17 protein-coding genes and 1 tRNA gene are annotated in these 20522 nt (G+C 42.0%); 17 read left to right on the forward strand and 1 reads right to left on the reverse strand.

The window, feature by feature from the left end:
- The first annotated feature begins 17 nt into the window (after positions 1 to 17).
- From WMO43_RS02000 to WMO43_RS02050, 11 genes are all read left to right on the forward strand, one after another.
- Positions 18 to 1292 carry an HlyC/CorC family transporter gene (locus WMO43_RS02000; protein ID WP_353529645.1) on the forward strand — a complete coding sequence of 425 codons (1275 nt, stop codon included), beginning with the start codon at positions 18 to 20 and terminating at the stop codon, positions 1290 to 1292.
- A gap of 176 nt (positions 1293 to 1468) precedes the next feature.
- Positions 1469 to 2626 carry an AI-2E family transporter gene (locus WMO43_RS02005; protein WP_353529646.1) on the forward strand — a complete coding sequence of 386 codons (1158 nt, stop codon included), beginning with the start codon at positions 1469 to 1471 and terminating at the stop codon, positions 2624 to 2626.
- Positions 2619 to 4037 (forward strand): pyruvate kinase, encoded by a 1419-nt coding sequence (pyk, locus tag WMO43_RS02010; RefSeq protein WP_353529648.1) that lies wholly within the window; start codon positions 2619 to 2621, stop codon positions 4035 to 4037. The genes WMO43_RS02005 and pyk overlap by 8 nt, the downstream gene beginning before the upstream one ends.
- Positions 4038 to 4056: 19 nt before the next feature.
- Positions 4057 to 6300, forward strand: coding sequence for a glycogen/starch/alpha-glucan phosphorylase (locus WMO43_RS02015; RefSeq protein WP_353529650.1), 2244 nt, complete (start codon positions 4057 to 4059; stop codon positions 6298 to 6300).
- A gap of 129 nt (positions 6301 to 6429) precedes the next feature.
- Positions 6430 to 7392, forward strand: a complete 963-nt coding sequence (locus tag WMO43_RS02020) for a tetratricopeptide repeat protein (RefSeq protein ID WP_353529652.1) — start codon at positions 6430 to 6432, stop codon at positions 7390 to 7392.
- 9 nt (positions 7393 to 7401) lie between these two features.
- Positions 7402 to 8640 carry a GTPase HflX gene (gene hflX / locus WMO43_RS02025; RefSeq protein ID WP_353529655.1) on the forward strand — a complete coding sequence of 413 codons (1239 nt, stop codon included), beginning with the start codon at positions 7402 to 7404 and terminating at the stop codon, positions 8638 to 8640.
- Between the two features lie 130 nt (positions 8641 to 8770).
- On the forward strand, positions 8771 to 11134 hold the full coding sequence (locus tag WMO43_RS02030) for a ribonucleoside triphosphate reductase (protein WP_353529657.1): 2364 nt from the start codon (positions 8771 to 8773) through the stop codon (positions 11132 to 11134).
- Between the two features lie 223 nt (positions 11135 to 11357).
- On the forward strand, positions 11358 to 12380 hold the full coding sequence (locus WMO43_RS02035) for a PDDEXK nuclease domain-containing protein (RefSeq protein WP_353529659.1): 1023 nt from the start codon (positions 11358 to 11360) through the stop codon (positions 12378 to 12380).
- A 129-nt stretch (positions 12381 to 12509) separates the two neighbouring features.
- A tRNA-Gly gene (locus WMO43_RS02040) sits at positions 12510 to 12582 on the forward strand.
- 187 nt (positions 12583 to 12769) lie between these two features.
- Positions 12770 to 13585 (forward strand): delta-lactam-biosynthetic de-N-acetylase, encoded by an 816-nt coding sequence (locus WMO43_RS02045; RefSeq protein ID WP_353529661.1) that lies wholly within the window; start codon positions 12770 to 12772, stop codon positions 13583 to 13585.
- 61 nt (positions 13586 to 13646) lie between these two features.
- Positions 13647 to 14084 carry an FMN-binding protein gene (locus WMO43_RS02050; protein WP_177962059.1) on the forward strand — a complete coding sequence of 146 codons (438 nt, stop codon included), beginning with the start codon at positions 13647 to 13649 and terminating at the stop codon, positions 14082 to 14084.
- Positions 14085 to 14159: 75 nt separating this feature from the next.
- On the opposite strand, the gene WMO43_RS02055 is transcribed toward WMO43_RS02050, so the two are convergent.
- Entirely contained in the window at positions 14160 to 14402 is a 243-nt protein-coding gene (locus WMO43_RS02055; RefSeq protein ID WP_353529662.1) for a hypothetical protein, read from the reverse strand.
- Between the two features lie 156 nt (positions 14403 to 14558).
- On the opposite strand from WMO43_RS02055, the gene thyA reads away from it, so the two are divergent.
- Genes thyA through WMO43_RS02085 form a run of 6 tightly spaced genes read left to right on the forward strand, consistent with a single transcriptional unit; the run spans position 14559 to position 20518 of the window.
- Entirely contained in the window at positions 14559 to 15407 is an 849-nt protein-coding gene (gene thyA / locus WMO43_RS02060) for a thymidylate synthase (protein ID WP_353529664.1), read from the forward strand.
- Between the two features lie 25 nt (positions 15408 to 15432).
- On the forward strand, positions 15433 to 15927 hold the full coding sequence (locus WMO43_RS02065) for a dihydrofolate reductase (protein ID WP_353529665.1): 495 nt from the start codon (positions 15433 to 15435) through the stop codon (positions 15925 to 15927).
- Positions 15921 to 16874 (forward strand): AEC family transporter, encoded by a 954-nt coding sequence (locus tag WMO43_RS02070; protein ID WP_353529667.1) that lies wholly within the window; start codon positions 15921 to 15923, stop codon positions 16872 to 16874. The genes WMO43_RS02065 and WMO43_RS02070 overlap by 7 nt, the downstream gene beginning before the upstream one ends.
- Positions 16875 to 16898: 24 nt before the next feature.
- A complete protein-coding gene (ilvB, locus tag WMO43_RS02075) occupies positions 16899 to 18617 on the forward strand; it encodes a biosynthetic-type acetolactate synthase large subunit (protein ID WP_353529668.1) in 1719 nt (572 codons plus the stop codon).
- A gap of 10 nt (positions 18618 to 18627) precedes the next feature.
- The gene (gene ilvN, locus WMO43_RS02080; RefSeq protein ID WP_434784162.1) at positions 18628 to 19137 is read left to right on the forward strand and encodes an acetolactate synthase small subunit; all 510 of its coding nucleotides are present in this window, start codon (positions 18628 to 18630) and stop codon (positions 19135 to 19137) included.
- A 22-nt stretch (positions 19138 to 19159) separates the two neighbouring features.
- Positions 19160 to 20518 (forward strand): sugar transferase, encoded by a 1359-nt coding sequence (locus WMO43_RS02085; RefSeq protein ID WP_353529669.1) that lies wholly within the window; start codon positions 19160 to 19162, stop codon positions 20516 to 20518.
- Positions 20519 to 20522 lie beyond the last annotated feature (4 nt).

Raw genomic sequence — 20522 nt, forward strand, 5'->3', positions numbered from 1 at the left:
TAAAGGAGAGTGATTTTTTGGATTCGAGTGAGGCGATACGGCTCATAATTCTGGTGGTATTGATTATGCTTTCTGCATTTTTCTCATCGGCAGAGACAGCACTGACCACCGTCAACAAAATACGAATGAGAAAACTGAGCGATGAGGGCAATGAAAGGGCAAAGACGGTATTAAAGATTACGGAGAACTCAGGAAAGATGCTGAGTGCGATCCTGATCGGAAACAACGTAGTAAACCTTTCCGCTTCTTCTATTGCAACTACACTGGCAATTGATATGTTAGGCAGTAAGGGAGCAGGAATTGCAACCGGAATTGTAACACTGCTGATCCTGGTATTTGGTGAGATTTCACCGAAAACAATCGCAACGATCCATGCAGTGCCGATTTCAATGGCATATGCGAATATCATCTATTGGCTGATGAAACTGCTTACACCGGTTATTTTTGCCGTAAACCAGATTGCAATGTTCTTCTTAAAGATTTTGCGTGTAGATCCGAATACGGATCAGAATAAGCTGACAGAAGAAGAATTGCGTACCATCGTGGATGTTTCCCATGAGACAGGTGTCATCGAAACAGAAGAAAAAGACATGATCAATAATTTGTTTGATTTTGGTGATGCGGAGGCAAAAGAGGTTATGGTACCGCGTATCGATATGACTTTTGCAGACATCAACAATACCTATGAGGAGCTGATCGAACTGTTCCGAAAGGATAAGTTTACAAGACTTCCGGTTTATGAGGACAGTACCGATAATGTCATCGGTATTATCAATATGAAGGATCTGCTGCTCTATGATGACAAGGAGACATTCCATATCAGGGATATTTTAAGAGAGCCGTATTATACTTATGAGCATAAAAATACCGCAGAGCTGTTTATGGATATGAGAAGCTCATCGATCAGTATTGCGATCGTATTAGATGAATACGGGGCAACCGCAGGACTTATCACACTAGAGGATTTATTAGAAGAGATTGTCGGAGAGATCCGTGATGAATATGATATAGATGAGGTAGACTCGATCGTATGGCTTGGTGACCGCGAGTATGAGGTGCTTGGTTCACAGAATTTAGAAGATTTATGCGAGGAATTAGGACTGAAGTTTGAATCGGAAGATTATGATTCCATTGGCGGATATGTGGTCGGCTTACTGGATCATTTTCCAAAGCCGGGTGAGAGCATCACAACGGAGGATGGAGTCAAACTGATCGTCGAGGCAATGGATAAAAACCGTGTGGAAAAGATACGCTTGATCCTCCCGGAACCGGAGAAAGAAAAAGATTTGTAAAATTGTTGCAAAGAAAGAGTAAAAGTTTTCAAAAAGATTTGACGTAGGCAAAAAGGTTTGCTATTGTCAAGACGGATATGAAACCCGTTTGCAATAAGACAACGAGACTTTTGTTGTGCAGAGCAGCAGGAGTCTCGTTTTTTAAATCAGAAAAAGAATGAAAAGAGAGGGAATGAATGAAGCCGGAAACGAAGAAAATAGTAACAGCGTTAGGTTTGATCAGTTTTACCGTAGTCATGTTAGGGATCGCTTTGAATTTTGGAAGCGTATGCCGCTGGATCACGAGGCTGATCGATGTCTTTATGCCGTTTATCATCGGCATTGTATTTGCATTGTTTTTAAGCGTGCCAATGAACTTCATGGAACGGAAGGTATTAGCAGGAAAACAATTTGATAAAATGAGAAGGACACTGGCTATTTTGATCACACTGGTGCTGGTATTCGGCATTATCGGAGCAGTAGGAGCATTGATCGTTCCGCAGCTTACAAAGACTGTCAGCAGCATTGTACAGGCAGTTCCGGGAGCTATGCAGAATCTCGATAACTATCAGCAGGAGTTATCCGGGAAATTCCCACAGTTTGCAGATACGATCACGAAGGTCAATCTGAGCAGTGAAAGAGTGATCAATGAAGTGATCGGTTTTTTGAATAACTGGATGAATAATCCGGACAGCTCGGCAATGGCAAAGCTTAGCGGCACGTTAGGAAATATGCTGAACCTGTTTATCGGTCTGATCTTTGCGATCTATGTATTGGCACAGAAGGAAAAATTAAAACGCCAGACGAAAAATCTGTTACAGGCATATCTTAAACAGCCGGTTTCCGAAACAGTCTGGAAAGTAGGAAAGCTGACAAGCATCACCTTTCAGAAATTTATTTCAGGCCAGTGTTTAGAAGCCTGCATTTTGGGAACGATGTTTTTTATCACGATGTCAATTTTTCAAATACCGTATGCACTTTTGATCAGTGTTTTGATCGCAGTCACATCCCTGATCCCGATCTGGGGAGCATTTATCGGATGTATCATCGGCTGTTGCCTGATCGCGGTAGTGGACCCGATGCGTGCGTTGGGATTTTTGATCATGTTTTTAATCATACAGCAAATAGAAGGCAATCTGATCTATCCTCATGTAGTGGGAGGTTCCATAGGACTTCCGTCGATCTGGGTATTGGCAGCAGTGACCGTGGGCGGTAAGCTGTACGGCATTGTGGGTATGATATTTTTTATACCGATCTGCTCTGTATTGTATACACTTCTAAAAGAGAATGTCAGATACCGTTTAAGAAAACAGAAAAATTTAGCAGTTGTTAAGGAGGAAGAAATCAATGCGTAAGACAAAAATCATCTGTACATTAGGACCGGCAACAGACCGTGGAGATGTGTTAGAACAATTAATTAAAGAAGGAATGAATGTTGCAAGATTTAATTTTTCACATGGAGACCATGAGGAGCAGCGGGGAAGGATTGAAAAACTCCGCAGTCTCAGAGAAAAATGTGGTCAGCCGGTAGCAGCACTGTTAGATACCAAAGGACCGGAGATACGTTTGAGAGATTTTGAAGATAAAAAAGTAATGTTAGAAAAAGGACAGACTTTTATTTTAACCGGAGAAGAAGTATTAGGAAACAAAGAACGTGCATCCATTACTTATGAGAATCTGTGGCAGGATGTAACCGTTGGAACAAAGATTTTGATTGATGACGGACTGATCGGGATGCAGGTAGATAAGATTGAAGATAAGGAGATTTACTGTACGGTTTTAAATGACGGTGCGGTATCAAACCACAAGGGGATCAATGTGCCGGGCATCCATTTAGCAATGGAATATCTGAGCGAGAAAGACAGACAGGATATCCTGTTTGGAATCCGGGAGGATATGGACTTTGTGGCAGCATCCTTTGTGCGTTCCGCAGATGATGTATTAGAGATCCGCAGACTTTTAGATGAGAATGGCGGATGGAACATCAATATTATTGCAAAGATCGAAAACGGAGAAGGGGTGGAAAATATCGATTCCATTATCGAAGTTTCCGATGGCATTATGATTGCCCGCGGTGATATGGGTGTGGAGATCCCTTGTGAAGAAGTTCCGGTAATCCAGAAGATGATCATAAAGAAAGTTTATAAGGCAGGAAAACAGGTTATCACGGCAACACAGATGTTAGATTCCATGATGAAAAATCCAAGACCGACAAGAGCAGAGACCACAGATGTTGCGAATGCCATCTATGACGGAACCAGTGCGATCATGCTTTCGGGAGAGACCGCGGCAGGAGATTATCCGGTGGAGGCACTGCGGATGATGGTTCGTATCGCTGATCGTACCGAGCAGGATATCGACTATAAAAAGCGATTTTTCCGCTATGAAAAAGAGGAACAGCCGGATGTTACCGATGCAATCTGTCATGCAACCTGTACCACAGCACATGACCTGAATGCAAAAGCAGTCATTACCGTTACGAAATCAGGAAGATCGGCAAGAGCAATTTCAAGATATCGTCCGGCATGTCCGATCATCGGCTGTACCATGGAAGAAAAGGTCAGCAGACAGATCAATCTTTCCTGGGGCGTTTATCCGATCGTAATTAAGGAAGAGAAAAATGTATTTGATCTGTTCGCACATTCTATCGTAGGTGCAAAAGAACATGGATATTTAGAGTCAGGAGATACGGTAGTCATTACCTCCGGTGTACCGATCGGAAAATCCGGAACAACGAATATGATGAAAGTAGATACCGTATACTAAGGGAGAGAGGAGCATGCAGATGGCAGTCAGTTATCCAAAAGAACTTTCAAAGTGCAGTAATGAGGAGATTTATCTTGCACTCTTAGAACATGTAAAAAAACTTGCAGCGCAAAAAGCAGGGAAAGATACAGCAGAGAAAGAGAAGAAGAAATTATATTATATTTCTGCAGAGTTTCTGATTGGAAAACTCTTATCTAACAATCTGATCAATTTAGGAATTTATGAAGAAGTCCGAAAGGAATTAGAGGATGCGGGAAAATCCCTGTCCGAGATTGAAGAATTAGAACCGGAACCGTCACTTGGCAATGGTGGTTTAGGAAGACTGGCAGCCTGCTTTTTAGATTCGATTGCAACGCTGGGACTGAATGGCGACGGTGTAGGTCTGAACTATCATTACGGACTGTTTCGTCAGGTCTTTGAAAACAATGCACAGAAGGAACTTCCAAATCCATGGATAGAAAAGGAAAGCTGGCTGACAAAGACGGATAAGACGTATACGATCCCGTTTGGCGGTTTTTCGGTGCAGTCACGGATGTATGATATTGACGTGACCGGTTATGAGAACCGTACCAATAAACTGCATCTGTTTGACATTGAATCTGTAGATGAGGACATTGTAAAAGAAGGGATTTCTTTTGATAAGACAGACATTAAAAAGAATCTGACGCTCTTTTTATACCCGGATGACAGTGATGATGACGGACGTATCCTGCGTGTGTATCAGCAGTATTTTATGGTGAGCAATGCGGCAAGACTGATCTTAGACGAGGCAAAAGAGCGTGGCTCGGATATCTATGATCTGGCGGATTATGCCGTGATCCAGATCAACGACACACATCCGACCATGGTGATCCCGGAGCTGGTACGGCTTTTGATGGAAGAAGGTCTTTTGATAGATGAGGCAATTGACATTGTCCGAAAGACCTGCGCATATACGAATCATACGATTTTAGCAGAGGCATTGGAAAAGTGGCCGATCGGATATTTAGAGAGGGCAGTACCACAGCTGATGCCGATCATCCGTCAGTTGGATAACCGTATCCGTAAAGAAGTCCGTGATGAAAGTACCTATATTATTCAGGATGGACTGGTACACATGGCAAATCTGGATATCCATTATGGGTTCAGTGTCAATGGTGTGGCATACCTGCATACGGAAATTTTAAAGAACAGTGAGTTGAAAAACTTTTATCAGCTTTATCCGGAAAAATTCAATAATAAGACCAATGGAATCACGTTCCGCAGATGGCTGCTGCATGCCAATCCGAAGCTGACAGAACTGATTACGGAGCTTATCGGAGATGGCTTTAAAAAAGATGCAACAGAATTAGAAAAACTGGCACAGTTTGCAGAGGATGAAGCGGTGCAAACAAGACTCTTAGAGGTAAAGCAATCCGCAAAATGCGAGTTAAAAGATTATTTGAAGCGGACACAGAATATTGAGTTAGACGAACATTCTGTTTTTGATATTCAGATTAAGCGTCTGCATGAATATAAGAGACAGCAGATGAATGCGCTCTATGTGATTCATAAATATTTTGACATCAAAGCAGGTAATCTTCCGAAGAGACCGATTACTGTAATCTTTGGGGCAAAAGCAGCACCGGCATATATCATCGCGAAAGATATTATTCATCTGATTTTATGTTTGCAGGAACTGATTGCAAATGATCCACAGGTGTCACCGTATCTGAAGGTAGTGATGGTAGAAAACTACAATGTGACGGCGGCAGAAAAGCTGATTCCGGCATGTGATATTGATGAGCAGATTTCACTTGCTTCTAAAGAGGCATCGGGAACCGGAAATATGAAGTTTATGTTGAACGGAGCGGTTACCATCGGGACAATGGATGGAGCAAATGTGGAGATTGCACAGTTAGTCGGCGAGGACAATATCTATATCTTTGGAGAATCTTCTGAGACTGTGATGGAGCACTATGCAAAAGCAGATTATGTGTCAAAAGATTATTATGAAAAAGATGAGGATATCCGGCGGGCGGTGGACTTTATTGTCAGTGATGAATTAAAACGAATCGGCAATGAAGAATATTTAGAGCGTCTGCATCACGAACTGATCTCAAAAGACTGGTTTATGACACTTTTGGACTGGAGAGATTATATGGAGACGAAAGAGCGGATGTTTGCTGATTATGAGGAGCGTTTGAAGTGGGCAAAGAAAATGCTTATCAACATCAGTCAGGCGGGATTTTTCTCCTCAGACAGAACGATTGCGCAGTACAATGAGGATATCTGGAAGCTGTAGAGGAAGTTCAGATTGCTCTTTTCATTTTGAGGTAAACTTGATATACTGGTATCAATGTCGTATTTAGATATTTCGAATAGAAAGAATAGGGAATACGATGGAAAATAAGAGAGAATCTGGAGAAGCAGAATGAAATTTCAAAAATATATGGCAGTTGGTATCTTAGGTCTGACCATGGCATTGGGATTTAGCGGATGTCAGAGTGAGAACCAGAAGAATCAGGATGCCTATCGTAAGATTGGAATTAACAGTATGGCAGAGGGCGATTATGATAAGGCGGTCAAATCCTTTCAGAAAGCCTTAGATACGTCATTAGGAAAAATCGGTGCCGAGGAGATAGACATCTGTTATTATAAGGCAGCTGCCCAGTTTGCAAAAAAAGATTATGACGGTGCGATCGAAACTTATACGTCACTGATCGATTATGATAAGGAAAATGCGAATGCATACTATCTGCGTGGAAGTGTCTATTTAGATACAGATAAAAAAGACAAGGCATTCAAAGATTATAAGAATGCGGTCAAATATGCAGGAAGAGAGTATGAGATTTACGAGGGCATTTACGAGAATCTGACCAATAAAGGTGAAACAGAGGAAGCGAAGAACTATCTGAAAAAAGCACTGGACATCAAGCCAAAGGATGGTGCAGATTATGCGGAGCAGGGACATGTGTACTATCTCTTAGAAGATTATACACAGGCAAAGAGCAGTCTGGACCGGGCAATTGATAAGGATGATAAGACAGCACTGCTGTATTTAGCAGAGGTCTATAATGCAACGGATCAACAGGAACAGGGGCAGGCACTTTTAGAAAGCTATGTCAAAGAAAACGCAAAAGACAGTGAAGCGTTGAATACCTTAGGCATGATGCAGATGAAAGACGGTAATTACGAGGATGCTTTAAAATATTTTCAGATGGGCTTGAAAAATAAGGATGCCGTGAACAAACAGGAACTGATGAAAAATGAGATTGCCGCCTATGAGTACAGCGGTGATTTTGAGTCGGCAAAAAAGACGATGCAAGCCTATATCAAAGAATATAAAAGTGACGAAGAGGCAGTTCGGGAATACACATTTTTAAAGACCAGATAGGAGAAAAGCATGCCGCTTTATGAAGTAGAACAGGAGACAGAGCGTGTCATTTTAGTAGGTGTTTCACAGCAGGACGGCGACGATGCCGAGGATTCGGTAGCAGAGTTGGCAGAACTGGTGGAGACTGCCGGTGCAGTCGTTGTGGGAACACTGATCCAAAAGAGAGAGAATATCCATCCGGGGACCTATGTCGGGACCGGCAAGGTATTTGAATTAGAAGAACTGATAGAACAGACCGGTGCAACCGGAATTGTCTGTGACGATGAGTTATCACCGGCGCAGTTGAAAAATTTAGAAGAAGCATTAAAGACAAAGGTCATGGACCGGACGCTGATCATTTTGGATATTTTTGCTACAAGAGCTTCTACCAGCGAAGGAAAGATACAGGTAGAGTTAGCACAGCTGAAATACCGTTTAAGCCGTCTGAGCGGATTGGGACCTTCTCTGTCACGATTGGGTGGCGGGATTGGTACGAGAGGTCCCGGTGAGAAAAAATTAGAGATGGACAGGCGGTTGATCAACAGCCGTGTGGCACAGTTGAACAGGGAATTAAAAGAGGTGCAAAGGCATCGTGAGGTCAACAGACAGCAGCGGAAGCGAAGCGGGATACCGGTGGTGGCAGTGGTCGGTTATACCAATGCAGGAAAATCCACACTGTTAAATCATTTAACGAATGCAGAAGTTTTAGAAGAGGATAAGCTGTTTGCGACCTTAGATCCGACAACGAGGATTTTAGAACTGACTAACCATCAGAAGGTGCTGATGACAGATACGGTAGGATTTATCCGCAAACTGCCGCATCACTTAATTGATGCTTTCCGGAGTACCTTAGAGGAGGCAAAGTATGCAGATATCATTTTGCATGTGGTAGATGCCTCAAATCCGCAGATGGATAAACAGATGTATATCGTATATGATACCCTGCGGAATTTAGAAGTAGAGGGCAAAAAGATCATTACGGCGTTTAATAAAACAGACCGTATCGGGCAGCCGGAACCGCTGCATGATTTTCGTGCGGAGCGGACTGTTCATATTTCCGCAAAATACGGAGACGGTTTAGAGGATTTAAAAAATATCTTAGAAGAAATTTTACGCGAAGAAAAAGATTTTTTAGAGTGCACGATACCATATCGGGATGCCGGAGTCATCCAGAAGATCCGCGAAAAGGGCGAGCTTTTAAGCGAAGAATACCGGGAAGACGGCATTTTTGTGCGTGCCTGGGTACCAAAAGAGTTTCACTATATGTAGAAAGTTCAACAAAAAATGAACACTACATATAGTGCTTTTTTATATTGACTTCAAAAATGCGATTTGATAGAATAGACGTACACGATTTGAAAAGCGTATCTTGTGAACAGGTATGGAGGGTGATGGAATAATGTTCAAAGTAGTGAAAAGAGATGGGGAGACCGATGACTTTAATCTGGCAAAAATTCGTGGAGCGATAGAGAAAGCGTTCAAAGCAACGGGCAAGGAATATACAGATGATATCATAGAGCTGTTAGGGCTTCGGGTCACTGCAGATTTTCAGTCTAAGATTAAAGACGGAGTTGTCCATGTAGAGGATATCCAAGACAGCGTTGAGACCGTGTTAGAGCAGGCGGGTTATACAGATGTTGCAAAAGCATACATTTTATACCGCAAGCAGCGTGAAAAAATGAGAAATATGAAGTCTACGATTTTAAATTATAAGGAAATTGTAGACAGCTATGTAAAGGTAGAGGACTGGCGTGTCAAAGAGAATTCTACCGTTACATATTCCGTAGGAGGCTTGATCTTAAGCAACTCCGGAGCGGTTACAGCCAATTACTGGCTTTCAGAGATTTATGATGAGGAGATCGCAAATGCACACCGCAACTGTGACATCCATATTCATGATCTGTCCATGCTGACCGGTTACTGTGCAGGCTGGTCTTTAAAACAGTTGATCCAGGAAGGTCTTGGTGGAATTCCGGGTAAGATCACTTCTTCTCCGGCAAAACATCTTTCCGTATTGTGTAACCAGATGGTGAACTTCCTTGGGATTATGCAGAATGAGTGGGCAGGAGCACAGGCATTTTCTTCCTTTGATACCTACCTTGCACCATTTGTCAAAGTGGACAACTTATCCTATGAGGAAGTAAAAAAATGCATTGAGTCATTCATCTATGGTGTAAATACACCAAGCCGCTGGGGAACACAGTCACCGTTTTCCAATATTACTTTAGACTGGACCGTTCCAAACGATTTAGCAGAACTTCCTGCGATCGTTGGTGGCAAAGAAATGGACTTTAAGTACAAAGACTGTAAAAAAGAAATGGATATGGTCAACAAGGCATTCATTGAAACCATGATCGAAGGAGATGCGAACGGAAGAGGATTCCAGTATCCGATACCGACTTACTCTATTACGAGTGATTTTGACTGGTCTGATACAGAGAACAACCGTCTTTTGTTTGAAATGACATCGAAGTACGGAACACCGTATTTTTCAAACTATATCAACAGTGATATGGAGCCGAGTGATGTGCGTTCCATGTGCTGTCGTCTGCGTCTGGATCTGCGTGAACTGCGGAAAAAATCGGGTGGTTTCTTCGGTTCCGGCGAGAGTACAGGTTCTGTAGGTGTAGTAACGATCAATCTGCCGAGAATTGCATATCTGTCTAAGAATGAAAAAGAATTCTATCACAGATTAGATCATATGATGGATATTTCGGCACGTTCTTTGAAGATTAAAAGAGGCGTTATTTCCAAGCTGTTAGATGAGGGACTTTATCCGTATACCAAGCGTTATCTTGGAACCTTTGATAACCACTTCTCAACGATTGGGCTGATCGGTATGAACGAAGTGGGACTGAATGCAAAATGGCTTGGCGAGGACTTAACACACGAGGAAACACAGGAGTTTGCCAAAGATGTTTTAAATCATATGCGTGAGCGTCTGAGTGACTATCAGGAGGCGTATGGTGATTTATACAACTTAGAAGCAACACCGGCAGAATCCACAACATACCGTTTGGCAAAATATGATAAAAAGCAATATCCTGGCATTATTACGGCAGGACGTGAGGGCGAAACACCGTATTACACGAACAGCTCTCATCTTCCGGTAGGCTATACCTCAGATATTTTTGAGGCATTGGATATTCAGGATGAGCTTCAGACCTTATATACCTCAGGAACTGTATTCCATGCATTCCTTGGAGAAAAACTTCCGGATTGGAAAGCGGCAGCAACGCTGGTACGAAAGATCGCACAGAACTACAAACTGCCGTATTATACGATTTCTCCAACCTATTCGATCTGCAAAGAACATGGTTATATTGCAGGGGAACATTTTACCTGTCCTCACTGTGGAAAAGAAGCAGAGGTTTACAGCCGGATCACCGGTTATTACCGTCCGGTTCAGAACTGGAATGATGGAAAGACACAGGAATACAAAGATCGTAAATTGTATGAGATCAATCCTTCGAAATTAAGTGAAGTCAAGACAAATATTGTTACGATTTCAAAGGATGAGGTCAAAGTGGAGCCGACCGATAACATCCGCTATCTGTTTACAACCAAGACCTGTCCGAACTGTGCAGCAGCAAAAGAAATTCTGGGCGAAGAAAATTATGTGCTGATCGACGCAGAGGAAAATCAGGAACTGGTTGAAAAATATGGTGTTATGCAGGCACCAACGCTTGTCGTAGTAGAAAATAACAGGGCAAAAAAATACGTCAATGCGTCAAATATCAAAAAGTATGTAGAAACAAAATAATCTCCAATATGCAGAAAAAAGATTGAAATAGAACGGAATGCCGCAGCAAGCGATAGGTTGTTGTGGCATTTAAAATTGATGAAAAATGACGATAGCAGACAAAAAAGGAGTATGGTAGAATAGTACATCATTGATGATGAAAGAATAAAATGAGTAATGACGCTGGATGTAATGAATATTATCTGGAAAACTCGCACCAGTGGTGCGAGAAATGGAGAAGAGTATGGGAAACAATGAAATACAGGGTTATGAACCTTTTGTTGATGAATTAAAACAATTAATACATAAAAAGCAATATCATGTATTAAAGGTAATAAATGCAGAAACGATCAATCTTTACTGGGAGATTGGAGAAGAAATATACAGGCAACAGCAGGAAAAAGGCTGGGGAAAATCAATTGTTCAGATTTTGTCTCAGGAATTACAGAAAGAATTCTCGGGAGCAAAGGGGTATTCTGCTGCAAATTTGTGGAGAATGCGTAATTTCTATTTGACATATCGTGATTCAGAAAAACTCGCACCACTGGTGCGGGAAATTAGTTGGAGTAATAATATCATCATTATGGAAAAATGTAAGGATGATTTAGAACGAGAGTTTTATATCCAGATGTCAAAACAATATGGTTGGACCAAACGTATTTTATCAAATTTTATTGAAGCAAAGACATATGAGAAATATTTGACTAATCAAACGAATTTTGATCTAACAGTGCCGGAAGAAAGAAGAGTACAGGCAAAACTGGCTGTAAAGGATGAATATACGTTTGACTTTGCGGAACTTTCTCCGGAGTATTCAGAACATGAATTAGAACTCCAGTTGGTAAATAATATTAGAGCCTTTTTAATTGAAATGGGTGGGGATTTTACATTTATAGGGAATCAATATCATTTGATGGCTGGTAGCAGGGATTTATATATAGATCTTTTGTTATTTCACAGACGGTTGAGAAGTCTGGTTGCTATAGAACTGAAAATAGGAGAGTTTGAAGCAGAATATGCGGGAAAAATGCAATTATATCTGACTGCATTGGATGAACAGGTAAAATTACCGGATGAAAATCCATCAATTGGTATGATTATCTGTAAAAGCAAGGATAAGACATATGTGGAATATGCACTGAAGCAGACGAGTGCCCCAATCGGTGTGGCTACATATCAGTTAAGGAGTACGTTGCCGGATAATATGAAAGCAATGTTACCGGAGCCGGAAGAGATTGCAAAGAGGCTAAGGATATTCGAACAGTAAATATTCGTATCTATATATTTGGCGTGAAGGTAGAAAAATAATAGCTGACAGATACTCCATCAAATGCGAAAAAAACTATTGACAAAATACGCCAGAGTCAGTATAATAGCATTTGTGTTTAACACTTATGCGCGAGTGGCTCAGTTGGTGGAGCACGACCTTGCCAAGGTCGGGGTCGCGGGTTCGAGTCCCGTCTCGCGCTCTTTTTTATTTTTAGTTAAACCCCTGCAGCATGAGACTTTGCAGGGGTTTTTCTTTGTGTAAAAGGAACTACATGATTGAGTGACCGAGAGTGACTGTCATCCGATAATGAGATTGTTTTAAGCAATTCTTGCATAAGACATCTCCCCATCCTATAAACTTTACTAAGAATAAGTTTCGTGGTTCGTATGAAAATAAAAAAAATCAGAAAAAAGAAAGCAGCATCCGTGATCGCAGCGGCACTGGTTCTCTTTTTAGCAGGAAACGGAGCAGCGTCTTTGACGCATCAATGTCTGAGCAATTTTTCTCCTAAAAAAGAACAGGTGGAAAACTGGGGACTTGGATTCGGGACGGAAGGTACGCAGCCAAGTGGAAATGCGACACCGGAGGAACTCAAAGAATACGATGCACATTATATCGGAGATGCAAAAAAGAAGGTATTGTACCTGACGTTTGATTGCGGCTATGAGAACGGCAATACGGAAAATATCATGGCGGCATTGAAAAAGCACAATGCACCGGCAACCTTTTTTGTGGTGGGAAATTTCTTAGAGACGAGTCCGGATCTGGTAAAAAAGATGGTAAAGGAAGGCTACACGGTAGGAAACCATACTTATCATCATCCCGATATGTCCTCCATTTCGGATAAGGCATCGTTTCAGAAAGAATTAGAGGGAGTGTCAAACTTATATAAGGAAATTACCGGAAAGGAAATGACGAAATACTATCGTCCACCGCAGGGAAAATACAGCACGGAGAATCTGAAGATGGCGAAAGAGTTAGGCTATCAGACCTATTTCTGGAGCCTTGCCTATGTGGACTGGAATGTGGATGCACAGCCGACGAAAGAGGAGGCATTTGATAAACTGCTTCCAAGAGTGCATCCGGGTGCGATCGTACTGCTGCATAATACATCTAAGACAAATGGGGAAATACTCGATGAACTGCTGACAAAGTGGGAAGAGATGGGATATACATTCAAACCGCTTTCGGAATTAAAATAAAGAGTCATATTTTAACAGGTGGAAGCATAATCTATAGTAATGAAAAAATGAGGAGGTTCCATTGAGTTCAAAAACAAAAATCGTAGTATTCCACATGAAAGAATTGATCTATACGGCAATATTTGTGGGATTGGCAATTCTTTTTATCATACTGATGGTATGTATGTTTGATAAAAAAGGAGATGACAAAAAGACAAAAGAAACCATGAAATATCAGGCAGGAGTCTATACCTCCTCAATCTTATTTAACGACAATGTGTTGGATGTTGAGGTGGCAGTAGATGAAAAAAAGATTAAATCCATTTCACTGGTAAATCTGGATGAATCGACGGCAACCATGTATCCCTTAGTAGAACCGGCGTTAGAGAGTCTGTCAGAGCAGATCTATAAAAAACAATCGCTGGAAAATATTACATATAGTGAAGAAAATCAATACACCAGCATGGTGCTGATCAATGCCATAGAGGATGCGTTAGACAAAGCAGAAGTGAAAAAGTAGTGGAAGCAAAAGAACCCCACGGAGATTGTATACAATAATCTCCGTGGGATTTTGAACATTTGAAAACAACAGAAACTATTCTGCCTGCACTAACGAATTCTGGTAATCTGCAAGTGCGGAAGCATCCACTTCAATCGTCTCAGCAGTCTTATTAGAAGCCTGTCTCTGATAAATGGAATAACCACCCCAGCCGATGATAGCGGCACACAGGGCAACTGCGCATACACGGATAGTAGCGAGCTTTGTTTTTTCTTTCTGCATATCTTTTTTCCGGCTTGCCTTAGCGGCTTTATTGCGATCTACTTTTTCCTGGCTCATAGTATAAAAAACTCCTTAATAGAAATATTTTTTTTGTATTATAGCACATTTTTATGCAAAAGAGCAAAAAAATAAAAAAGATAGCAAAAGTGCGGTTGCAAGCATAGGAAAAATGGGATAAAATCAATAGTGAATAAGTAGCAGAGGAGAACATGTATGAGCAGAGCAGACCGTATATTTATAGATATGTGTAAAGATATTTTGGAGAACGGTGTCAGTACAGAAGGCGAAAAAGTCCGCCCACACTGGGAGGATGGAAGCAGTGCCTACACCATCAAGAAATTCGGAGTCGTCAACAGGTATGATCTATCCGAGGAATTTCCGGCAATTACACTTAGAAGGACAGCCATTAAGAGCTGTACGGACGAGATGCTCTGGATCTGGCAGAAGAAGTCTAATAATATCAAAGATTTAAACAGTCATATCTGGGATGAATGGGCAGATGAGAATGGGTCTATCGGAAAAGCCTATGGCTATCAGTTAGGAGTCAAACATCAGTATAAAGAAGGTATGATGGATCAGGTAGACCGCGTCATTTACGACTTAAAAAACAATCCATTCAGCAGACGGATTATGACAAATATCTATGTACATCAGGATCTGCACGAGATGAACCTCTATCCATGTGCATACAGCATGACCTTTAATGTGACACAGAAAAAAGGAGAAGATCGCCTGACTTTAAATGCAATTTTAAATCAGCGTTCACAGGACATTTTAACGGCGAATAACTGGAATGTCTGCCAATATGCAGTGCTGGTTCATATGCTGGCACAGGTCTGTGACATGAATGTCGGGGAACTGGTACACGTCATAGCAGATGCGCATATTTATGACCGCCATATACCGTTAGTCGAGGAGCTGATCCAAAGACCGGTTCATGATGCACCAAAATTCGCATTAAATCCTGAGATTAAAGACTTCTATGATTTTACACCGGAGGATGTGACTGTGACAGATTATGTGACAGGTCCTCAGATAAAAAATATTCCGGTAGCAGTATAATTGCCGCCAAAAAGGAGAAAACACCATGAATTTAATTGCAGCAGTAGATAAGAACTGGGCAATCGGACTTAAAAACAAATTGTTAGTAAGCATTCCGGCAGATATGAAGTTTTTCAGGGAAACGACCACAGGTAAGGTAGTCGTCATGGGAAGAAAGACCTTAGAGAGCTTTCCAAACCAGAGACCGTTAAAAAACAGGGTTAATATCGTACTGACAAAAGACGAGGCATATCAGGTTAAGGATGCCGTGGTAGTCCATGATATGGAGCAGTTAAGAGAGGAACTTGCAAAATATCCGTCAGAGGATATCTATGTGATCGGTGGAGAGAGCATCTATCGCCAGCTTGTCGATGAGTGTGATGTTGCACATATCACAAAAATAGATTATGCATACGAGGCAGATGCATATTTCCCAAATCTGGATGAAAAAGAAGAATGGGAGATCACGGCAGACAGTGAGGAGCAGACTTATTTTGATTTAGAGTACCAGTTCCTGAAATATGAAAAGAGATCATGCTAGAGAATTTTATATATAGCGTTAATGTAACATTCCCGATTTTTTTGGTAATGGTGATCGGATGGTTCCTGCGGCAAAGGGGAATGTTTAATGATAGTTTTATTAATATAGCAAATAAGTTTAACTTTACAGTAACACTGCCGTTTATGGTATTTCGTGATATTTCGGCAGTAGATATCCGCAAGGTGTTTGACGCAGAGTATGTACTGTTTTGCGCGGTGGCAACGTCAATCTGCTTTTGGTGGATCTGGGCAGCAGCCAGATTTCTGATGAAAGATAAAAGCATGACGGGAGCGTTTGTACAGGCATCTTTCCGTAGCAGTGCGGCGGTCATGGGACTGGCTTTTATTTCAAATCTGTACGGGCCATCCGCGATGGGTCCATTGATGATCATTGGAGCAGTTCCGCTTTACAATATTTATTCCGTTCTGGTGCTGACCTTTGAAGCCGAGGGCGAAGAACAGGACCGGGATACGGGAAAATTAAAAGAAGCATGTGTAAACATCTTAAAAAATCCGATCATTTTATCTATTGCATTGGGATTAGCAGTATCCCTGCTGCGTCTGGATTTTCCGGTACTGATCGATAAGACGATCAATAATGTGGCATCAATGGCAACACCGCTGGCATTGATCACTTTAGGAGCAGGCTTTGAAGGAAAGAAGGCACTTGCAAAGATCAAACCGACATTAGTGGCAGCCTTTATCAAGTTAGTGGCGCAGGCAGCCGTGTTCATACCGGTAGCCATCCACTTTGGATTTACGGGAGAGAAACTGATCGCCATTATGGTCATGTTAGCGGCGCCGGCAACGCCAAGCTGTTATATCATGGCAAAGAGCATGAAAAATGATGATGTGCTGACCGCAAGTATCATCGTGGTCACAACCCTGCTTGCGGCATTTACGCTGACCGGGTGGATATTTATATTGCGAACAATGGGGTATATCTAACGAGTTGTGGAAGCAGGAGGAAGTATGGATATTACAGGAAGAAAATTATTTGTAAAAGCATTACAGGAAGAGGGCGTAGATACCATTTTCGGTTATCCGGGCGGAATGGTAACAGACCTATTTGATGAATTATATAAACAGGATGCCATTGAAGTGGTGCTTCCAAGACATGAGCAGGGCTTACTTCATGAAGCGGAAGGATATGCCAAGGCAACCGGAAAAGTCGGTGTCTGTCTTGTAACAAGCGGACCGGGAGCAACGAATATTATTACCGGATTAGCAGATGCACATTATGACAATATACCGTTAGTCTGTTTTACCGGACAGGTTCCGTTAAATCTGATCGGAAACGACGCCTTTCAGGAAGTTGATATTGTCGGAATGACAAGAAGTGTCACAAAATACGGTGTGACGGTGCGTGACCGGAAAGATTTAGGCCGCATTATCAAAATGGCATTTCACATTGCAACGACAGGCAATCCGGGACCGGTACTGATCGATATCCCAAAAGATATACAGGTGGCATCCGGTCCGGCAGTCTATCCGGACAAAGTAGAGATCCGCGGATATAAGCCAAGTACCGGTGTACATATCGGTCAGTTGAAAAAAGGATACAAACTTTTAAAAGCTGCAAAAAAACCACTGTTTTTAATCGGAGGCGGTGTCAATGCGGCAAAAGCCAATAAAGAACTGTTAGAGTTAGTAGAACGTACGAAGATTCCGGTAGTTACCACTGTAATGGGAAAAGGAGCGATTCCGACCGATCATCCGTATTATATCGGAAACAGCGGTATGCATGGACGATATGCAGCAAATCTTGCAGTCAGTGAGTGCGATGTACTTTTTTCCATCGGAACCCGTTTTAATGACAGGATCACCGGAGATCTGAACGAGTTTGCACCAAATGCAAAAATTGTCCATGTCGATATTGATACGGCATCCATTTCGAGAAACGTCGTGGTAGATGTACCGATCGTAGCAGACGCAAAACTTGCGATCCAAAGACTCTTAGAGTGGGCAGAACCGCAAAAGACGGAGAAATGGAGAGCCTGCATTGCACAGTGGGAAGAAGAAAATCCGTTACAGATGCGAAGAGACCGTGGACTGACCCCGCAGATGATCATGGAAGGCATCAATCAGGAATTTGATGAAGGAATCATTGTTACGGATGTAGGACAGCATCAGATGTGGGCAACCCAGTATATTGACTTAAACGAGAAGAAGCGTTTTATTACCTCCGGCGGACTTGGTACGATGGGCTTTGGCTTTCCGGCAGCCATCGGAGCAAAGATCGGATGTCCGGATAAAGAGGTGATCTGTATTACCGGTGACGGTGGATTTCAGATGAATATTCAGGAATTTGCAACCGCAATGTGTCAGGAGACGAATATTATTGTCTGTGTATTGAATAATTATTATCTCGGGATGGTACGTCAGATACAACAGCTTTTTTATGGAAAACGCTATGAGGCGACCTGTCTGAAAAGAAGAAAGGCATGTCCTCCGCGCTGCAAAGGACCGGGAGAAGATTGTCCGCCATACGAACCGGATTTTGTAAAATTAGCAGAGAGCTACGGTGCATTCGGAAAGAGAATTGAAAAAGAAGAAGAGATTCTGCCGGCACTACAGTGGGCGAGAGAGCAGCAGACACCGGTGGTACTCGAATTTATGATAGCAACCGAAGAGATTGTGCTTCCAATGGTAAAAAGCGGCAATCCGATGAGTGAAATGATCTTGAAATAGGAGGAAAGAGATGGAACGAGACATGAAGAACCGCTGGATCGCATTATATGTGGAAAACCAGGTCGGTGTGTTAGCAAAAGTGTCCGGACTTTTCTCCGGAAAATCATATAATCTGCAAAGTCTGACGGTAGGTACGACAGAGGACGAGACGATTTCCCGTATGACCATCTGCGTAACCAGTGACGATATTACGTTTGAGCAGATCAAAAAACAGTTGAACCGTATGGTGGAGGTCATTAAAGTGATCGACCTTACGAATATCCCGATCCATATGAAGGAGATCCTGTTTGCAAAAGTAAAAAGATGCACGGCAGAGGAAAAAGCGGAGGTATTTCAGATCGCACAGGTATTTCAGGTACAGGTAGCAGATATCGGAAAGGACAGTGTCCTTTTAGAGTGTAAGCTGTCAGAAAGACGCAATAATGAACTGATCGCACTGTTAAAGTCTAAGTTCAAACAGATAGAAGTCGTACGGGGCGGTGCCGTTGCGATTGAATCCATAAGTACATCCTGCAGATAAAATAAGGAGAGGAAATGGTTGGATGAGAAAAAGTAATTTTGAAGCTGATACAAATATGACAGATATGGTCTGCGATTTTTTGATCGGGATCGGTGTGGTCATATTGAGTTATCTGTTTTTTGGCAGAAGTGGGGAGTTCTCCCGCTTTTTCTGTTATGGTTTTGCATTTTCCGTTATTTTTATCTTAGAAAAAAAGGACGCAGGCTTGTATGACAGGACAAGATTTTTCTATATAGACAGAACCATTAAAAAAGTGACGTTTTCGTGGATGGTTGCCGGGGGTATTTTGCTTCTTTGCATACTTCCAAGCGGAGAAATAAAGCAGGACAGAAAAGCCTTGATCTTCTGTGCGACACTGTTCTACATCCTGTTTGTGATGATCGCATTGGCAAGGAGGATGCAGAGTCAGAACCGTAACCAGACAAGAACGCTTTTAGTCGGAAACTGTGAGGAATATGAAAAATTTCGTCATTTTTTAAAAAAGACAAATCTGAATCTGAATATCGTCGGATATGTTGGCGATGGAGAAGAGCCGGAATATGTAGGCACCATGGAGAATTTAGAAGAACTGATCCGTGAGTATGCGGTGGAGCAGGTGTTTTTCATGCAGAATATCAAAAATCAGGATTACAGAGAACAGATCGCGCTCTGTTCCCGTATGGGTGTCAGTGCAAGTATCGTCATGGATCTGTACCAGTCAAATTATGGTGACAGCTATGTCAATGCACTCGGAACTTATCCGGTAATTACATACCATACCGTAACACTCAATGTATATAAACGCAGTATTAAGAGAAGTATGGATATCATCGGAAGTCTGGTGGGGATCATTTTAAGTTCTCCGATTATGTTAATTGCTGCGATCGCAATTAAGTCAGACTCTCCGGGACCTGTTATTTTTAAGCAGACACGCGTGGGCAAGAACGGAAGACATTTTACGATCTATAAGTTCAGGACCATGTGTCAGGATGCAGAAAAGAAAAAGGCAGAACTGCAAAAAGAGAATGAAGTGAAGAGTGATCTGATGTTTAAGATGGAAAATGATCCGAGGATCACGAAAGTAGGAGCATTTTTAAGAAAGACCAGTATTGATGAACTGCCACAGTTTTTTAATATCCTTTTAGGAGATATGAGCCTGGTGGGAACACGTCCGCCGACATTAGACGAGGTGCAGAAATATCGTGCGGATCACTGGCGCAGGATCAGTATTAAACCGGGACTGACCGGAATGTGGCAGGTCAGTGGAAGAAGTCAGATCACATCATTTGATGAGATTGTAAAGTTGGATGTCAGCTATATTGATGAGTGGAGCTTAGGACTGGATATCAAGATTTTGATCAAGACAGTCTTTGTGGTACTGAAAAGAAAAGGTGCTTATTAAGAGC

The sequence above is a fragment of the Maccoyibacter intestinihominis genome (genome assembly GCF_040096355.1).
GTDB lineage: Bacteria > Bacillota > Clostridia > Lachnospirales > Lachnospiraceae > Maccoyibacter > Maccoyibacter intestinihominis.

Coding starts and splice junctions, on each gene's coding strand:
- WMO43_RS02005 (WP_353529646.1), top strand. CDS start 1,469: ATGAAGCCGGAAACGAAGAAAATAGTAACAGCGTTAGGTTTGATCAGT.
- pyk (WP_353529648.1), top strand. CDS start 2,619: ATGCGTAAGACAAAAATCATCTGTACATTAGGACCGGCAACAGACCGT.
- WMO43_RS02015 (WP_353529650.1), top strand. CDS start 4,057: ATGGCAGTCAGTTATCCAAAAGAACTTTCAAAGTGCAGTAATGAGGAG.
- WMO43_RS02020 (WP_353529652.1), top strand. CDS start 6,430: ATGAAATTTCAAAAATATATGGCAGTTGGTATCTTAGGTCTGACCATG.
- hflX (WP_353529655.1), top strand. CDS start 7,402: ATGCCGCTTTATGAAGTAGAACAGGAGACAGAGCGTGTCATTTTAGTA.
- WMO43_RS02030 (WP_353529657.1), top strand. CDS start 8,771: ATGTTCAAAGTAGTGAAAAGAGATGGGGAGACCGATGACTTTAATCTG.
- WMO43_RS02035 (WP_353529659.1), top strand. CDS start 11,358: ATGGGAAACAATGAAATACAGGGTTATGAACCTTTTGTTGATGAATTA.
- WMO43_RS02045 (WP_353529661.1), top strand. CDS start 12,770: ATGAAAATAAAAAAAATCAGAAAAAAGAAAGCAGCATCCGTGATCGCA.
- WMO43_RS02055 (WP_353529662.1), bottom strand. CDS start 14,402: ATGAGCCAGGAAAAAGTAGATCGCAATAAAGCCGCTAAGGCAAGCCGG.
- thyA (WP_353529664.1), top strand. CDS start 14,559: ATGAGCAGAGCAGACCGTATATTTATAGATATGTGTAAAGATATTTTG.
- WMO43_RS02065 (WP_353529665.1), top strand. CDS start 15,433: ATGAATTTAATTGCAGCAGTAGATAAGAACTGGGCAATCGGACTTAAA.
- WMO43_RS02070 (WP_353529667.1), top strand. CDS start 15,921: ATGCTAGAGAATTTTATATATAGCGTTAATGTAACATTCCCGATTTTT.
- ilvB (WP_353529668.1), top strand. CDS start 16,899: ATGGATATTACAGGAAGAAAATTATTTGTAAAAGCATTACAGGAAGAG.
- ilvN (WP_434784162.1), top strand. CDS start 18,628: ATGGAACGAGACATGAAGAACCGCTGGATCGCATTATATGTGGAAAAC.
- WMO43_RS02085 (WP_353529669.1), top strand. CDS start 19,160: ATGAGAAAAAGTAATTTTGAAGCTGATACAAATATGACAGATATGGTC.